The organism is uncultured Gimesia sp., from assembly GCF_963976445.1.
Lineage (GTDB): Bacteria > Planctomycetota > Planctomycetia > Planctomycetales > Planctomycetaceae > Gimesia.
Genome location: NZ_CAXBKP010000026.1, coordinates 34,980 through 51,884, shown reverse-complemented (window position 1 = coordinate 51,884; position 16,905 = coordinate 34,980). Strand labels below are relative to the sequence as shown.

General features: G+C 48.5%; 15 protein-coding genes. 8 read left to right on the top strand and 7 right to left on the bottom strand.

Features of this window, described 5'->3' with window-relative positions; genetic code table 11:
• Nucleotides 1–441 precede the first annotated feature (441 nt).
• The 3 genes from eno (at nucleotide 442) to AAC022_RS22025 (ending at nucleotide 3,120) form a co-directional block, all read left to right on the top strand.
• Nucleotides 442–1,716 carry a phosphopyruvate hydratase gene (eno, locus tag AAC022_RS22035; RefSeq protein ID WP_339734513.1) on the top strand — a complete coding sequence of 425 codons (1,275 nt, stop codon included), beginning with the start codon at nucleotides 442–444 and terminating at the stop codon, nucleotides 1,714–1,716.
• 269 nt (nucleotides 1,717–1,985) lie between these two features.
• Nucleotides 1,986–2,543: a hypothetical protein gene (locus tag AAC022_RS22030; protein WP_339734511.1), complete on the top strand. Its 558-nt coding sequence runs from the start codon at nucleotides 1,986–1,988 to the stop codon at nucleotides 2,541–2,543.
• 292 nt (nucleotides 2,544–2,835) lie between these two features.
• The gene (locus AAC022_RS22025) at nucleotides 2,836–3,120 is read left to right on the top strand and encodes a hypothetical protein (protein WP_339734509.1); all 285 of its coding nucleotides are present in this window, start codon (nucleotides 2,836–2,838) and stop codon (nucleotides 3,118–3,120) included.
• Nucleotides 3,121–3,158: 38 nt separating this feature from the next.
• On the opposite strand, the gene AAC022_RS22020 is transcribed toward AAC022_RS22025, so the two are convergent.
• Complete coding sequence (locus AAC022_RS22020) at nucleotides 3,159–3,875, bottom strand: flagellar motor protein MotB (protein WP_339734507.1); 717 nt, start codon at nucleotides 3,873–3,875, stop codon at nucleotides 3,159–3,161.
• Between the two features lie 342 nt (nucleotides 3,876–4,217).
• On the opposite strand from AAC022_RS22020, the gene AAC022_RS22015 reads away from it, so the two are divergent.
• Together AAC022_RS22015 and AAC022_RS22010 are read left to right on the top strand one after the other, a co-directional pair.
• Nucleotides 4,218–5,405, top strand: coding sequence for an HRDC domain-containing protein (locus AAC022_RS22015; RefSeq protein WP_339734505.1), 1,188 nt, complete (start codon nucleotides 4,218–4,220; stop codon nucleotides 5,403–5,405).
• A 59-nt stretch (nucleotides 5,406–5,464) separates the two neighbouring features.
• Nucleotides 5,465–5,920 carry a hypothetical protein gene (locus tag AAC022_RS22010; protein WP_339734503.1) on the top strand — a complete coding sequence of 152 codons (456 nt, stop codon included), beginning with the start codon at nucleotides 5,465–5,467 and terminating at the stop codon, nucleotides 5,918–5,920.
• 11 nt (nucleotides 5,921–5,931) lie between these two features.
• On the opposite strand, the gene AAC022_RS22005 is transcribed toward AAC022_RS22010, so the two are convergent.
• From AAC022_RS22005 to AAC022_RS21995, 3 genes are all read right to left on the bottom strand, one after another.
• Entirely contained in the window at nucleotides 5,932–6,249 is a 318-nt protein-coding gene (locus AAC022_RS22005; protein ID WP_339734501.1) for a hypothetical protein, read from the bottom strand.
• 146 nt (nucleotides 6,250–6,395) lie between these two features.
• Nucleotides 6,396–7,478 carry a DUF1559 domain-containing protein gene (locus tag AAC022_RS22000; protein ID WP_339734499.1) on the bottom strand — a complete coding sequence of 361 codons (1,083 nt, stop codon included), beginning with the start codon at nucleotides 7,476–7,478 and terminating at the stop codon, nucleotides 6,396–6,398.
• A gap of 236 nt (nucleotides 7,479–7,714) precedes the next feature.
• Nucleotides 7,715–9,217 (bottom strand): DUF4339 domain-containing protein, encoded by a 1,503-nt coding sequence (locus AAC022_RS21995; protein WP_339734497.1) that lies wholly within the window; start codon nucleotides 9,215–9,217, stop codon nucleotides 7,715–7,717.
• Between the two features lie 39 nt (nucleotides 9,218–9,256).
• Here AAC022_RS21995 and AAC022_RS21990 point away from each other — a divergent pair, with 39 nt between their 5' ends.
• The gene (locus AAC022_RS21990; RefSeq protein WP_339734496.1) at nucleotides 9,257–9,538 is read left to right on the top strand and encodes a hypothetical protein; all 282 of its coding nucleotides are present in this window, start codon (nucleotides 9,257–9,259) and stop codon (nucleotides 9,536–9,538) included.
• Here the strand turns inward: AAC022_RS21990 and lnt are convergent, their stop codons facing one another.
• From lnt to AAC022_RS21975, 3 genes are all read right to left on the bottom strand, one after another.
• Nucleotides 9,539–11,434 (bottom strand): apolipoprotein N-acyltransferase, encoded by a 1,896-nt coding sequence (gene lnt, locus AAC022_RS21985; protein ID WP_339734494.1) that lies wholly within the window; start codon nucleotides 11,432–11,434, stop codon nucleotides 9,539–9,541.
• Between the two features lie 222 nt (nucleotides 11,435–11,656).
• The gene (gene glp / locus AAC022_RS21980; protein WP_339734492.1) at nucleotides 11,657–12,871 is read right to left on the bottom strand and encodes a gephyrin-like molybdotransferase Glp; all 1,215 of its coding nucleotides are present in this window, start codon (nucleotides 12,869–12,871) and stop codon (nucleotides 11,657–11,659) included.
• Nucleotides 12,872–12,892: 21 nt separating this feature from the next.
• A complete protein-coding gene (locus AAC022_RS21975; protein WP_339734490.1) occupies nucleotides 12,893–13,498 on the bottom strand; it encodes an aminodeoxychorismate/anthranilate synthase component II in 606 nt (201 codons plus the stop codon).
• Nucleotides 13,499–13,939: 441 nt separating this feature from the next.
• Here AAC022_RS21975 and AAC022_RS21970 point away from each other — a divergent pair, with 441 nt between their 5' ends.
• Nucleotides 13,940–15,778 (top strand): nucleoside-diphosphate sugar epimerase/dehydratase, encoded by a 1,839-nt coding sequence (locus AAC022_RS21970; protein ID WP_339734488.1) that lies wholly within the window; start codon nucleotides 13,940–13,942, stop codon nucleotides 15,776–15,778.
• Between the two features lie 151 nt (nucleotides 15,779–15,929).
• Nucleotides 15,930–16,904, top strand: coding sequence for a sugar ABC transporter substrate-binding protein (locus AAC022_RS21965; protein WP_339734486.1), 975 nt, complete (start codon nucleotides 15,930–15,932; stop codon nucleotides 16,902–16,904).
• Nucleotide 16,905 lies beyond the last annotated feature (1 nt).

The window sequence follows — 16,905 nt, the reverse complement described above, 5'->3', positions numbered from 1 at the left end:
GAGTATTCTATTTGTGTTATACAGAGCATTCTCGCTCGGATCTGGAACGTTCCAGTTTAACATGCTGAGACCAGTCTGACGAGATTGGGCATCGATCCTGGCCCGTATTAATTGGTTTTCCAGCAGGCCATTTCCTCGAATCGAAACAACCTGTTCAAGGTCTCTGTTTTGTGTGGTTATCAGAAAATGGCGGAAGGCTGCCGCTTTTAAGGGTTTTCTTCACTTGGGTTGCATCTTTAAGTCTGGTCATACTTTGGGTGTTTTTGGGGCAGACGATTTTTTCAGGTCTGTGAAAGATTCATACAATCTAAACTCAGTCATTTGAGCTTGCTCCTGGTTTCTGCTAAAAAGATGCTTCTTAAACAGCGAAAATATCAAAAATTGTTGATCTGTTGCAGGTGCAGTAGATCGAGTTCATTTATCTTTGAGGAATTACAAACGATGAGTATTGCCATTAGTTCCGTTCATGCCCGTGAAATTCTTGACAGTCGCGGGAATCCCACAGTGGAAGTGGATATCGAGCTGGAAGATGGAACTGTCGGTCGCGCTGCTGTACCCAGTGGTGCCAGCACAGGCATACATGAGGCCTGTGAACTGCGTGACGCCGATAAAAAAGACCGTTTTCTGGGCAAAGGTGTTCAGCAGGCGGTTCTGAATGTGAACACCGAAATCGCCGATGTTCTGGTTGATCTTGATGTCTCCGACCAACTGTTGATCGACCGGGTCATGCTGGATCTGGATGGTACCGAAAATAAATCGCGTCTGGGAGCGAATGCGATTCTGGCTTGTTCTCTGGCAGCCGCTCATGCAGCCGCACATGCTTCCGATTTGCCGCTGTTCCGTTACCTGGGTGGCGTCGGTGCCAATCGTCTGCCTGCCCCAATGATGAATATCATCAATGGTGGTGAGCACGCCAGCAACGGGATTGATCTGCAGGAATTCATGGTGATGCCTCTGGGCTTTGATAACTTCAGCGATTCCCTGCGTTGTGGAACGGAAATTTTCCACTCTTTGAAGAAAGTACTTTCTTCTAAAGGCCTGAGTACCGCCGTTGGTGATGAAGGCGGATTTGCTCCGGACCTTCCCAACAGCGAAGACGCGATTGATGTCATTTTGACCGCAATTGAGCAGGCAGGCTACAAAGTCGGCGATCAGGTCCAGATCGCTCTGGATGCAGCTTCCACCGAATTCTACAACACTGAAACGGGGATCTATACGGTCGAAGGACGCGAATTCGATTCTGCAGGCATGGTTGATTTCCTGGCATCATGGGTTGATAAATACCCGATCTGTTCCATCGAAGATGGTCTGGCAGAAGATGACTGGGCTGGCTGGAAGCTGTTAACAGATCGCCTGGGAGACAAAGTGCAACTGGTGGGTGATGACCTGTTTGTGACCAACCCCAAACGATTGCAGCGCGGCATCGATGAGGGAATCGCCAACAGTATTCTGGTCAAAGTCAATCAGATTGGAACATTGTCTGAAACAATCGAAGCAGTCCAGCTGGCAGGCCGCAATGGTTACACCGCTGTGATGAGCCATCGTTCTGGTGAGACAGAAGATACCACAATTGCCGACCTTGCTGTCGCCTTGTGTACCGGTCAGATCAAGACCGGTTCCGCCAGCCGAACCGATCGTATCTGCAAGTACAACCAGTTGCTCCGAATTGAAGAAATTCTGGGAAATGAAGCAACTTTTGGTGGAACAATTTCCTGATCTGCCAAAAAACGATATTGAAAATCAACTCCCCTTTGAGATCTCAAAGGGGAGTTTTTTGTTGTGCCATTTTCTAATCGACAGATTGGTAACAAGGCGGATAACCGTTGCTGTTTGCCAGTGGATGGAGAGTCCTGAGTGGGAATGACGATTTTGATTGAAGGAGAAGCGTGTTGGCTTTTCCCACGTATACTTGAATTAATTCAGATCGGGTTTGAATAATTGTGTCTGTCACACAGAATCAGAATGAGGAATCCAGATTCGGCTGGATGATTTCACTGACATTCTGGATCTTTCTATTTATCGCAGCGATCCTGTTTGCTGCGGTTCTGCTGTCCCCTCGCTATTTATCTTATTTGAGTTTAAAAAACGAGTATCTTGCCAATCAGGTCCAGCTGGTTTCGCTGGAAAATCAGGTTGAGTATCTACGAGAAATTGCCCATTCTTTAGAGCATGATCCGGAATTTCGTTCTGAAGTAGCACGTGTTGATTTTGATGCGGTTCGCCCGGGTGAAGAGCGAATTGCTGTCCATCCGGATTTGGCTCTAGACGTTCCACAATGGAATCCGGGGAATAAAATCCCAGTCACAAATCGGTCCTGGTATGTGCCGATGCTGGGGGTTCTGAGTGAAAATCAAAAAGTCCGATCGTCTATTTTGCTAACCGCTGCCGTGATCGTCGTTCTGTCATTTACTTTTCTGCATGAGTCGCAGTCCAGACAGATAGAGAGCGTCACGAAATCGACGCGTGATGTTTTCGGCCTGTTCTTTTCGCGGTATCAAATCTCTGATGACGATTCTAGGGATTGTGAGGAAGAGGGTGGCTAGCTGTGCGTTCTGGGGCTCTCGGGACTGGTTTTGATGATTGTTTCGTATCTGGCTGTTATTGTGGTCTTAGGTATTCTTCCTAAGAGTGTTGTTGTTCGGGTTGCGTCTGGAATAGCTGCATCTTGAGTTGAATCTCACTTAAAGCAAGTCACAGAAATAAATTGATTTTGGCTGATGGGTGTTCTGAGACGATTCCTGTTGTAGTTGCATTATAAGAATATTCATCAGTGAAGGGCATCACAGAATGAAAAGAGAGGCAAGCGTTGCAAGCTCTTTAGCAGCGGAATTCCGAATGAGACGTTGGGCTCGGATGCATTATGTGCCATCTGATCAACGGAAAGAAACATGGAATCCGATTGTGTTAGATGAAATGAGAATGAAGGACCAGGAAATGCATGAAGCAGAAGAAAATAGTATGAATGCTCGTGTTTCGTCGATGTATGTGCCTTTGGCTCCCGGTGTTACAAGCCGGATTGATGAGGCCCACGAAGAAGCCTCGACGCCGCACATTTTGAAAATGCAGGATCCCTCAACACGTTACCTGCGTAAGCAGGCGACGGAATTGACCGAAGAATAAGCGGGCTTGCTGGTTGATTTTCCAGTTTGTTTTCCGGCTTACTTTCTGGGACCTACATAGTCATTGACAAAGGCATCCAGCAATAAAACGTCAAGTCGGTCCATTTGTTCCGACTTTTCATCGCCGGTTTTCAATGGTGGTTCATAATCGGATGCGGCTGTAATTCTGATTCGTTTCGGGGCAATTCCTTTTTGGATCAGATAGAGCATCACGTTACGTCCCCGATCATAGGTCAGGACCAGTTTGTCTTGAATCGGGCAATCGGCGGGCAGTGGTTTAATGGAAGTGTGTGACCGCAATTCGATTTTATTCGGTTTCCCTGCCAGTTCCGGGATGATTTCGTCCAATTTCTCTTTGCGATCTGCATCTAGTGCAATGTCGGTCTGGTTATAGTGCAAGGCTTCCCCTACTTTTACGGGAACTCCCTCCCGCGTGCGGTATACCCGGACGTCCTTTCCTTCCAGGGCGCGTGTTTTAATCCCCCCTCTTCCACGGTCAGGGCTATCTGTAAAGGCACCCAGCATGCTCATTTGTTCGACGAGCGAGTTCATGGGGAAATATTTTCCAGGTGGAGAGACCGGACCTGTGCGGTACCCCGAATAGTTTTGAATGGATTCCAGAACGGCCCGGAATTTTTCATCGTTGACGATTTCACTCAGGGAAACCAGCATGATAAAGAATGTTAGCAGGAGTGACATCATGTCTCCATAAGTCACTACCCACTCCGGGACTCCTGGTGGATCATCATCTTCCATGATAATGCACTCCTGGAGTGTAGTTAATAAGCCAAGTTAATAATCGGCAGTATTTGCCGAGGGGCCAGAGATTCCTGAGCCTGGTATAAACAGAATCGTCATCGTAGCCGGTAGAACTTACCAGATTTTGTGAATCGAACGGACTTCCAGGGCTTTTTATTTGGGAGCGCGCAGGTTTCTGGGATCCTAGTAAACGTAGTAAGGGACACAAAAAACGCTTGAGTTCATTGACGAAATCAATAAATATCTACAACATTAGGGTTTAAGAATGATAAAATCTACGGGTTCTCGGCAGATGAAAGATCTGCGGTTCCTGGTCCAAGAAAAGGAAGTTATCAAAGGATGTCGAGCCCACTCATTGTTCAGCAGTCTGAGTTTATCGCCTTATGTGATCAAATCTTAGACGCGGGCATCGTTTCATTCGATACCGAATTTGTTTCAGAATTCACCTATCGTCCCGAGCTTTCGCTCTTGCAGTTTTCCTTAAATGGTCAATCTGTGGCAGTCGATCCTTATGAGGTACAAGACCTCTCTCCCTGGTGGGAGATTATGACCAACGATTCCACAACGGTGGTCGTGCACGGGGGGCGGGAAGAGGTTCGGTTTTGTCGACACTTCTCCGGCCAAAAACCTCAGAAGCTGGTAGATCTGCAGATTGCCGAGGGACTTCGGTCGCGCAGCTTTCCGATTTCTTATACCGCGCTGGTGGCGCGCGTGCTCAGCGAAAAGGCCGGCAGTAAAGAGACACGCACAGACTGGCGACGACGACCGCTGACTCAGCAGCAAATTAAATATGCGCTGGATGACGTAAAGTACGTCTTGAAAATCTGGAAAATACAGGAAAAAGAACTGAGTGATTTGGGGCGGCTTATTTGGGCAGAGTCCGAGTTCCAGCGGATGGTTGATGAAGTCGATTCCGAGTTTTATCGCGAAAACTGGCGGCGTCTTTCCGGCTTACATAAATTGAAGTCGCGTGAACTGGCAATTGTGCGAGAGTTGTTTGCCTGGCGTGACGAAGTGGCTCAGGAAAAAAATCAACCCGCGCGGCGCGTATTGCGTGATGATCTGTTAATCGAACTGGCACGCCGGAAGCCAAGTACCACACAAGATCTGACGGCAACGCGTGATCTCAATCGCAAAAATATGTTTAAGGTGGCTCCTGAACTGATTCAGCGTATCGCCAAGGCCCAGCAGATTCCCAACGATCAGCTCCCGCAGCATATGGAAAACCTCAGCAACCAGCAGAATCAGGATGAGCAAGTCATTGGAAAGCTGCTGGGGATAGCGCTGGCAAATCGTTGTGCAGAAATGAATGTGTCTCAAACACTGGTTGGTACTTCAGCCGACTTAAGGCACCTCGTCCGCTATCATGTTTATAAAGAACAGGGTGAAGAAAAACCACGGTTGATGTCGGGCTGGCGGGCCGAGGTCTGCGGAGATCTCTTAACCGATGTACTCGATGGCAAAATCTCGATGCGCGTGGCTGACCTTGAGTCCGATCACCCGCTCCATTTCGAGCGATTAGACTAAGTCTCGGAGTACGACAGCGCACTTTCGGAAATGGATTTCAAAAGTAAAGGAAGGGACCAATGAAACAAATTGTTCTATTGGCTGCGATTCTGTTTTGTTGGACAACCGCTTTTTCTGCAGAGCCCGCTCCTGAAGAAGACTATCAAATTCTGGAAGGGAAATGGGTCAGAAATGATAAGGCTAGGAACGGGGCACCACTTCGTGTCGAGCAGGAGTTCTCAGGGAAAGTTACGAAATTACATTTGTATGACAGCAATGGCACGCTAATTCATGCCCACCAGGCCAAGTACCGGCTACAGCGGATGTCCGATGCGAATCTCTTTACCTATTATGATCTGGAAGTTTTAACCGGGCCGAACAAAGGTAAAATCCAGAAAGCACCGCGATCATTCATTTACCGCGTGAAAGGGAACCAGTTTATCCAGGTGGAGGGGATTTTGAATGATGATAAAACCCCTTTGCTGATGACTGTCTGGTGGAAAGTGAAACCGCCTGTACCGCAGCCGGATATTTGAGTTTTCTCAGGCTACTGAAGTGCCCCGATAATTTTTGTTGCCAATGATTTACGATTTTCAGATTTTGACGTATTCAGCAGCGCTTGAAAATCGTTCTCGATGGCCTGTGCTTTATCGGGGGCCTGTGTTTTAAGTTCTTCAAATTCCGTTCTCAAAATATCGAGACCGCTTCCACCTTCACCGGTGTCTACGACGAGCTGGAGATTTGCTTTCAAAGAAGCAACGATTTCTGCGGAACTGGGGACTTGAGGAGCTGCTTCACCCGAACAACCACTGGCAACAGGGCAAATTAGAATTAGGCACAGTAGTAGTGCATTAAGAGATTTCATGGATCTGGCTTTCTTAATATTAGTATCTGAATCGTAATCTCTCGAAAAAGATTACGATTCAGTAAAATGAACCTGCTACAGGTAGTATGAGTTCTCTAAAACAATCATGAGAGATTTGAGACCGCTACGACCGCTTTGAGTCAGCTCTAAAATTCACCCAGGACGTTCCCATCAGCGATCGCACCCAGATTTTGCCAGGTGGCATTGTCAATGTTTTCACTGATAAATCGAGTGGCGCCATCACCCATCAGGATATGGACACCTCCCGTATGCCGACTGCGGGCGGGAAACAGGCCGGTCGAATCATTCGTTCCACAAGTGGCACAGCTCACGCAGTTGGGATACTTGGAGTTGGGGTTGGTCAACGTGTTAAATACCGTCAACCCGCTATTCCCGTAGACCCAGTTTGAACCGGTGTCTCCCCGTGGAGCGGGAGAAGCCGGGAGAGAGTTTTTCTTTGCTAAGCAGGCATTGCCCCAGGTATTTAGATCTGATTGAGACGGGAATGAGTAAGCAGTGCTTCCTCTTCCCACTCCGCGAACGGTATCCCCGGCGCCAATTTGTGAGGCATCGTTATTACCATCACCCATCATAATTTCCGAAGCGGCGATGGTATTCGAAGTTCCATCGACCAAGTCTCGAATTCGGATTGCTTTCCGATAATTAAACATACCGACTTGATGCTGAAGATTCTGAGGGGACGTGTTGGTCGCCGAAGGCGTAAATCCAAACCAGTATATTGATGGTCCAGCACATACAGCGTAACTGTTTCCCGGACCGGCCCCATAACCACCACCATTCGAAATCGAGCGAGTATCTGAAGGGCAGAGAAACGCAGGAATGACCGCTCTTTTCGTTGCGTCATTCGTGGATTGGTTTGGAGCGAGTGAAAAGTTAAATTGATTGTAAAGGGGAGCTTGATCCATAAACGGCAGGAGCATCGTTTGCGCAGAATATGCCAGATAAGAATAATTCCCATATCCATGGGTCGATGCTTCTTGTCTTTCAAAATTGGCACGTGGATAGATGGAATGCGTTTCATGATAGTTGTGCATTGCCAAACCAAGTTGCTTCAAATTATTTTTGCAGGAACTTCTGCGTGCTGCCTCTCTGGCTTGTTGTACCGCGGGCAATAATAAAGCGATCAAGATGGCGATGATGGCAATCACAACCAGCAATTCAATCAGGGTAAATCCCCTGGTTTTTAGAGAAGAAGACTCTGTATTCATGATAAATACTCTTTGTTAATGCAGGATAAGCTGGTGGGAATTTCTAAGCAGAAAATACTTTGGGAAACTCAATTAGGGGAGAAAAATAAGGCGGGTGACGACTGCTAGAACTACTCTTTTAGTTTAGCACTGGATAGTACCTGTGGAAAGAACTAGACAAAAAAATTCTGCTCTCAGGTCAACTTTGTACAGATTGATGTGCATAGTGAATGCTCGTAGCCAGGAGTGCATTTTTGTCACTTTGTGATAATGCGTTCCGCTTCTTTGATGTGCGTCTCAAATTTTTCCTGGTCGCGGTTTGCCTCAGTTCGTGCGGTTTGAAGCATGGGTTTTAAATAGTCTCGGCCTGCCCACAACAAATGTTGCAGCTGTGGATTGTCAGAGCTGGCATTACTTTCCAGGCTTTCGATGACTGGGGCCAGATCGGACTGGGCTTTGTTCTCGAAACTGGTCCACTCTGCATCGCTGGCTTTCTTTTGCTGTAATGCTAAAAATTCTCGATGCACCGCCTTAAATTTATCCAGTTCATCACGTCCACTGGAAGACAATAATCCGCCAAGGGGGACAAAGTAAAAAATGGCCACTAAAGCAATCACTGCGGCGGCACCACCTAAAATCTTAGGCTCCATCATGGGGCCTAAAGACTCGAATGGGTTGGACCGTGCGACTTTGATTTTCGGTTTGGGACGCGCGGGAGCGGGGGTCGCCGCTGCGAAAGAGGAAGCGGCAGGTATCGCGGCAACGGGGGCTGTCGTTGCCCCAGCCTTGATGGGGGCCGTAGCGGGTTTGCTTTCCGGTGCGTTCAATTCTTCTTCGGTGGGAGCCGTTGCGTCGGCCGCTGTTTTTTCTACCGGTTTTTTTAATTGCAAGGCTTCGATTTGCCAGGCTTCAAACCATTCTCCTTTGCGGCCCAGCTTCAGTAAATCGGTCGGTTCCACACGTTCCTGTTCGGCCCACATTTTAATTTTATGGGCTTCAATCGGACCATAACCCATGCCACCCAGTTTGCAGAACCATTTTTGTCTTGAACGTACTTGGAGAATGGGGGGCTTGGCAGGTTTGATGGGAGCTGCTGCCGGCGTTGGCTCAGCCGGTGTTTCCTCTACCGGTGCTTCAACAGCAGCCTCGGCCGATGCGGGAACAACGTTCGCCGTTTCCTCTGCTTCTGAGTCCAGCAGATCCAGGTCCCCGCCAGAGGAACTTAGGAAAACAACGGTTCGCGCGGGAACCCACTCCGGTTCCGCAGACGATTTGACTTCATCGTTCGGCGCCAATTCACTATCGAGCAGCAGTTGCATCAGGTCGTCTGCCGACATCGGTCCCAGTTCCTGATTCAGAATGCGACAATACCATTGAATCTTCTGGTGCTTGCTTCTGACTGCTTCCAGTGTGGCAAAGCGGGGCAGCTGTGATTCTAATTCCGAAGAGAGTTTGTCTTCTTCTTCAATGATCGAGAACCCATCCAGTGTAGGCAGGTTTTCCTGGGGCTCGACGCCAAAGGAAGAATCGACGATTGAAAACTCGTCGAGTGAAGGCATTTCATCGGCGGAAACATTGTCAGAGTCTGCGTCAAACAGTCCGCCGATGTCCTCTGCCGGAAACCAGTTTCCTGACTCGCCATTTCTGATCTCCATTTGAGGTGTCAATTTGCCCTCATGCGCCATGGCAAATAGTTCTTCAAATGAAATTGGCCCACAGATCTCGTCTACTTGCTTATAGTACCAGCTATCGACTGCCATTTTTGTGAAACGATCTTCTTCAGATTGAATGTGAGTAATATGTTCGATGTTGGCTGCATCAATACAAAATCTATGCCTGCCTGTCTCTATTTTAGCCACAGGGGTGGGGAACACGCAAATCTATTGTTCCTGCTGGATTTGTTTAAAATCAACATAAATCAACAAGCAACGACTGAATGGCTCAATCACTCAATATCGGGAGGGAGCCGGCAGGCAGGCGAAAACGAAGATGACCAACAGATCATCATTTCAGCGCATATTCAAAAGCAGGAAACGGACGATCAGCGGTCGTTTGATGAACGTGACTCCGTAGAGTTCTGATTATGACTTCACAGGTCCTGGAGTTCGTTTGAGAGTCAGCAGTCCCATAAAAAATACGAACAGAACACAGAAGCAGCAGGTTCCCGCAAACCAGTCGCCGTATTTTGTATACAGGCTGGTTCGATTATCCAGGGGAATCGTATCGATGACGACGGCATTCATCGATTTATTCCAGCGACCTGTCTTGGGATTCACGAATGAAGTGCGCCCTTGATTATCGCCGTCGATAAAGAGATCGGGTTCGACGATCATGCCGTCTCCGTCAATGACAGCCGAGATCCCGGTATTCACGGCTCGAACCATGGGGGTTCGATTTTCGACACAACGAAAGGCCGCTGTAATCAAATGCTGGTCCAGTTCGCTTGAGCCGTGAAACCAGCCATCGTTGGTCAGATTAACGAGACAATCGATTGGTTTGTTTGTGGAGTCAGCACTGGATGACTGATTGACCACCGAGCGGACCAGGTGCGGTACGGTGTCTTCGAAACAGACCACCGGTGAAAAGTTCCAGTTTTGAAATTCAAAGTTTGCCGCCGCTTTCCCCGGTTCGATACCGAACGAAGCACCATAGGGTGTGAAGTATTGTAAAAAGGGAAGTGTGTCTCTTAAGGGAAGATATTCGCCGAAGGGAACACGGTGAATTTTATCATAGCGTGAAACAATGCCATAATCGGGGCGTATAAACAGGGCGGAGTTATAGTGATCGACTTTCGAGTCACCTGCGGAGATCGTATCCAATCCGATGACCAGAGCCGCATTGGCTTCTTTACTCATGTTGCTGAGCAATTTTCGCGCGGAAGGTTCATTCCATTTTTCCAGAGGAATTTCGGGCGCAATTGTTTGCAGTTCCTGATTGGTTTTTCCGTTCGATTCAATGAGCGGCCAGCGAAACATGGTTTCCGGCCAGATGATCAGATCGGGCTGATGACGAACGGCAACGCCCGTCAGGAACAGGTGTTTGAGAAAGATAGACTGCCATGCATTGGGATCATGTTTCACCGATGTCGGAAAATTCCCTTGAATTAAAGCCATACGGGGCCCATCCTGAAATGCGGCTTGGGAGCGACGTACGTAACCGTAACCGAGAACAGCAAAGAACAGAGTTAAGCAAACCGCTGTCTGAACGATCTGCTTCAAGCTGATCTGATCCAGATTTTGTTCTTCCGGAGTCAAGTTCACCGGGAACAGTTTGAAGCGTTTCATTATTGATGCCGGTAGCAGATCGGCAAAGCAGGCTGCCAACATGACGACCAGAAAGCTGACGCCATAAGCGCCGGTGATGTCGCTGATCTGAATCAGTTCAATCCAGCGATATTGTGTATGTCCGATGTAATACCAGGAGAAGCCGGTCAGCAGGTAGGCACGCATGTATTCCAGGCCAACCCACATGATAGGTGCAGCTACGGGGAGAGGAACATGAAAGCGATGAACGGCGGTTCGTGTGAGCAGAACAAACAACGGAAAATAGCAGGCGACATAAATCGCCAGCGCGACCCAGGCAACATACATCGAAGGGTCGCCGAGCCGCATCCATTGAAATGAGGCCAGAGTAAACAGGAAACCCGAACAATAAATGGCGGTATACATCAACCGCGTTTTGCGCGGAATTCTGACCAGCAGTAACAGCGGAATCAGACAAACCCATCCCAGCGAACCATAGTCAAGGGGAGTAAAGCTGGCCCACATCATTACAGCAGTGAAGCCCGACATCAACCAGGCGCCCAGTGCCGGTGCGGGCGATGTCCGCGCGGTATTAATGATGTTCTGAATGTCCTGGCCTAGCGGCTGGTTATTCGGTAACTCATTTTTCAAAGGCACGTTTTCAGACACAGGATCTTGTTCCATCGTTGGTTGATCAGTGGGAGAATTTTCAATTGTCGTTGTGGTAAAGGCCATGATATCCGTCCTTGGAATCCGATCTCAATGGGAGGTTTTTAAGAAAACCTGTGGTGAGTGAAACATCCTGTTTCAGCTGAACCGGTCATATTTCTTACGTCAATTCCACGATCCTGAATGGGGGCAATCCGAATGAAGGTCCTCATTTTAAGTCTGATCGAGGTGATTTTTACAGAAATCAGGCATTTGAGAGTAGATCAATTGTGGCAGAAACTGGGAGAGCTACCATAAAAAAGTGTCAACTTGAAGACCCGCCTGATAAAGCTGATTTCCAGTGGGAAACAGGGCAACGGCGTTTGCTGTGACTGTGGAACGCAGATCAGCAGAACCTAGAGTTTTCAAAGGAGTCACAACGGCTTCTCCTGATTTCCATTCCACCTGAGCCGGGTGATACGTCGGCCGATCTCCACGGGATTGGAAATCCGCACTCAAACGGGCTTGAACCGGAGCCGGTTTCGGCGCGGGGAATTCCATGAATTGTCGGATCGCCGTTCGGACAAACAAATCAAAGCAAACCATGCTGCTGACAGGGTTTCCGGGCAATCCAAAAATATAACACGGGCCCTGGTTTTCCCGTTCCAGGATGCCAAACCAGAGCGGTTTTCCCGGCTTCAGATTCACTTTGTGAAAGACCTGTTTCACCCCGGCAGCCTGCAGTTCAGAAGGAACCAGATCTAACGTCCCCGCAGAGACACCCCCCGAAAGCAGCAGGAAATCACTCTTCAAGCCTTCCTGTATTTTTTCACTTAAATGAGTTCGTTCATCGCGGGCAATGCCCAGTGGAATCGGTCGTGCATGCGATTGCAGAATTTGTGAATACAGCATGACTTCATTGGAATTTCTGATCTGACCCGCTTGCGGAGACTCTTCAGGTGGGACGAGTTCATCACCGGTCGCTAAAATAGAGACGCTGGGGGGACGGCGAACTGAAATGGTGGGACTGCCGGTTTCTGCCAGGGCACCGATTTCCTGTGGCCGGAGCAATGTTCCTGCTTCAATTACGGGGGCACCGGTTTCGAGAACAGAGGCCCGGTAGAGCATGTTTTTTCCGGGGGCAACCGGAGAAGTTTCGATCTGAACCGTCTGTTGTTCTTCATTAATCCGGCAGTGTTCAATCTGAACGACGGCATCGGCGCCTGCTGGCAGAGGTGCACCCGTCATGATCTGTGAGGTCTGGCCGGCTTGCAGAGGCAGCGTGGGAACAGAGCCGGCATAAATCGTTTCTAATATTTTGAGTGTTGCTTTGCCCTCTGGTAAATCAGCACTGTTGACGGCGAAGCCATCCATCAGGGCTTTATCAAACGGGGGAACATTCAAGTCACTCACGGTTCCTTTTGCGAGGACACAATGTGTGCCTTCAAACAGCGAACAGTCCTGAGGAGGAGAGGGTTTGACCGTTTCCAGAATCAATTGAAAGGCTTCTTGAACCGACAGCATAGGGGGATTTCTCTTTTCCGTTCAGGCACTGGTGAGTTGTTCTGCGGGAAGCGCCAGGAAATTTTTCAGCAGCGTCACACCTTCCAGAGTAAGAAAACTTTCCGGGTGAAACTGTACGCCGTGCACAGAATGCGTTCGATGTCGCAGTCCCATGACTTCTTTCGGATGGCCTTCCTCTTCCACCCAGGCACAGACCTCAAGTTCTTCCGGACAGGTCTCTTCCGGGACGATCAGACTGTGGTAGCGGGTTGCCTCAAAGGGGGAGGGGATGTTTTTAAAGACGCCGGTCCCATCATGGTGAACCAGCGAAACTTTGCCGTGCATCAATCGATTTGCTCGAACGACTTTGGCTCCAAAGACCTCGGCAATGCACTGATGCCCCAGGCAAACCCCTAAAATGGGTACTTTGCCGGCAAAGTACTCAATAATTTCCTTGGAAAGCCCTGCTTCCCCAGGGGTGCAGGGACCGGGAGAAATGATGATTTTTTCGGGCGCGCTCTGTTCAATTTCTTCAAGGGACGTCTGATTGTTTCGGACGACCTGAATGTCCAGAGTGGGATCGATTTCCCCAAACCTTTGCACAAGGTTATAGGTAAATGAGTCATAGTTATCGAGAACGAAAATCACGTTACACCTTATACTTTGTCTAGTTGAGTCAGGTAACAGGTTTGACTGAGGCTCATCATAATCAACCAAAATCGGAAAAGCGACCAGCCTGCAGTGTTAACTGCATTGGGAAATTCAGACCGCGGTTCATTTTCAGACGATTTGGAAAAGGGCGTGGTCAGAAAAGCGAGTCTTTCAGATTATAAAACCAGACAAGGTATTTGCTGGATTGTTCTTAAGAATTTTGATGTTGACGGAAAATAGTGAAAATTGGTATTAACACGGCCCCGCTCTGAACCATCTCAAGAGAGGTATGTATTTATGTGTATAGTTTCTGGTCTAAGTTTGTTCTTGGACCGGGATTTACGACATTAGGAGCTAAGGTTGGACTCCAAGTCAAAATCAAATTGGTTTCAGAAATCTCGTGTAACGCGTCGCCAACTCTTTTGGATGGTTGTGTTTTTGCCAATATTTTGCGCAATTTACTACCTTGCGTTCTGGCTGCGCTTCGAAGGTTCGTTCAATATTGATGGGGTGCTGGGAGAGTATGGCTTTCGCATGTTCCGATCGACTGTTTTATGGGCCGTTGGCTTGAAAACACTGACGTTCTGGGGCAGTGGGGTCTATAAAATCCGTAGTCGGTATATCACTGTCCTCGACCTGGTCAATCTGGCGAAGGCTGTCACCTTGAGCTCGGCTGCCCTGGCGATTATCGATTATTTAATTTTCCCCAATATTATGATTCCCCGCTCCGTTTTTCTGATTGACTGGGGATCCACTATCTTAGCGGTCTGTGGTGTCTGTGCCGGAATCCGTATGATTCAGGACAGCGGACGCATCTTGCGGCAGCAGAGTGATTGTAAGCCCACCTTTATTGTGGGAGCAAACGAGTCTGGTGCGTCTTTACTTCGCATCATTGAACGGAATAAGGATTCGTGTTTGAGGGTGGTCGGTTTTCTGGATGATCATCCCAATCGGCTGGGAACGCGCATTAATGGCGTTCCCGTTCTGGGTCCCTTAGAGGAGATGTGTTCTCTGGCAGAGCGGTATGCGGTTTCCGATATTCTGTTACCAGCAGATGAGATTCCGGGTAAGACTGTGCGTCAGTTAATAGAAGCAGGGAACTCTGCTCAGATTCAGGTACAGGTACTTCCCAGTTATCAGCAACTGCTGTCTGGCAAAGTCGAAATGAAACCGCGTCCGGTTTGTATTGAAGATTTGTTGGGCAGAGAAGCCGTGCAACTCGATATGCAGAATATTCGCGACTGGATGGATGATCGTGTTTTGATGGTCACAGGCAGCGCGGGAAGCATCGGCTCGGAAATCTGCCGTCAGCTGTTACAATTTTCCCCCCAGAAATTGATTCTCGTGGATCGTTCTGAAAACAGCCAGTTTTATCTGGAACGCGAACTAATTAAACTCGGGTATCAGGGGCGGTTTGATGTCGTGATTGCAGACCTGAATGATTCCAAAAGGATCAGGGCTGTCATGAACGAGTATCAGCCCGATATTCTCTTTCATGCAGCAGCCTATAAACACGTTCCGTTGATGGAAAGTAACCCGGGAGAAGCCGTAAAAAATATTGCTTTGGCAACAAAACGGTTGGCCGATCTGGCAGAGGAACTCGAGGTTGGTACTTTTGTGATGATTTCCTCCGACAAAGCCGTCAATCCGACGAATGTGATGGGAGCCAACAAGCGAATTGCCGAGCTGTATGTGCAATCTCTGGCCGCGCAATCCAAGTGCCATTTTGTAACCGTTCGCTTTGGAAATGTATTGGGGTCCGCGGGGAGTGTGGTCCCGATCTTTACGCAACAGATCCAGAATGGCGGTCCCATTACGGTGACCGACGAACGGATGCAGCGGTATTTCATGACCATTCCCGAAGCATCTCAGCTGGTCATTCAGGCAGGCGCCATGGGACGTGGTGGCGAGATATTTGTACTCGATATGGGCGAGCCGGTTCGAATTGTGGATCTGGCTGCCGACCTGGTGCAACTATCCGGTCTGAAATTGGGCGAAGACATCGAAATCCAATTCACAGGCTTGCGTCCTGGTGAAAAACTGTACGAAGAGCTGCACGTGGATGGGGAAAAACATCTGCCAACATGCCATCCCAAAATTATGGTCGCAGAGAAAGTTAATTTCAGCCAACAGTTCATTCACGAAGCATTTGCGAGGCTGACTGATATTACCGAGCAGCCTTCACATCAGATCCTGGAAGAGATTCAGAGGATTTTGCCTGAATTTCAATCGCCTACTGCAAAACAGGCTCGGGAGCCCTTTAAGCGAGCCGCTTAGTCAGTCGCAACTTCGAACGTGTGAACCGCAGTTTGATACACACATTTGCATCCCAACCTTTTCATTGCAGTCTGATTTTGTTACTTAATAGTAACAGAGTATATCGTTTTACAGAGGAATTCTCACTATTCCATTGGAACGAAGGCTGATTATGAACAGTGCGCGACAGTTTCTGATCTCTTCTTTGATATTCCTGCTCCTCGTCCCGTTTTCGAACGGTTGCAGTGAAGACCCCGGTTCCGAACCGCAACAGTCCCCTGCTGAGGCAGCCAAAGGCAAACTGTTTGGCGTCTCATTTCAAACTCTGAACAATCCTTTTTTTGTCGATCTCGGCGAAGGTTTGAAACAAGAGCTTGAAGCCAACGGAGATCGGCTGGTCATTCTGGATGCACAGTTTAATTCCCTGAAACAGAAAAATGATCTCTCCGACTTGATCCTGCAGGGAGTTGCCGGCATTTTTGTAAATCCGGTCAACTGGGAAGGCTTAAAAGGTTCGTTACTCGAAGCCCAGCGAAAAAACGTGCCGATTATCATCGTGGATGCACCGGTAAAAAAATCAGACGAAGAGTTGATTGTGTGTACGGTCGCTTCAGATAATGTCCGTGCCGGAAAACTGGCAGCACAGGCACTGGCAAAAGTGAATCCGAAAGCAAAGCTGGTGGTTTTGCATCTGTCTGTCAATAAAGCGTGCATCGACCGCGTGGAAGGTTTTAAAACGGAAATGGCTCAATTTCCCGAGATGGAAATCTTAGATGTGCAGGAAGCCAAAGGTTCGACCGAGGGAGCACGCCCGGTGATGCGCGATCTGATTGGTCGCTATCCCGATTTAAACGCAGTCTTTGCCATCAATGATCCGAATGCATTGGGCGTGATTTCTGCGTTGGATTCGGTAAACAAACTGGATCGGGTGACGATTGTTACCGTCGATGGTTCCCAGCCGGGAATCAAAGCAGTTCAAGCGGGCAAACTGCATTCCACATCAGCTCAGTTTCCTCGTGAAATTGGTCAGATTGCCGCTCAAAAAATGCTGGCACATTTGCGCGGTGAAGCAGTCGAAACAGAGGTCAAAGTGCGCGTAGAGTTAATCACGTCAGAAAACGCGGAGCAGTTTCTGGAGGCAAACTAAG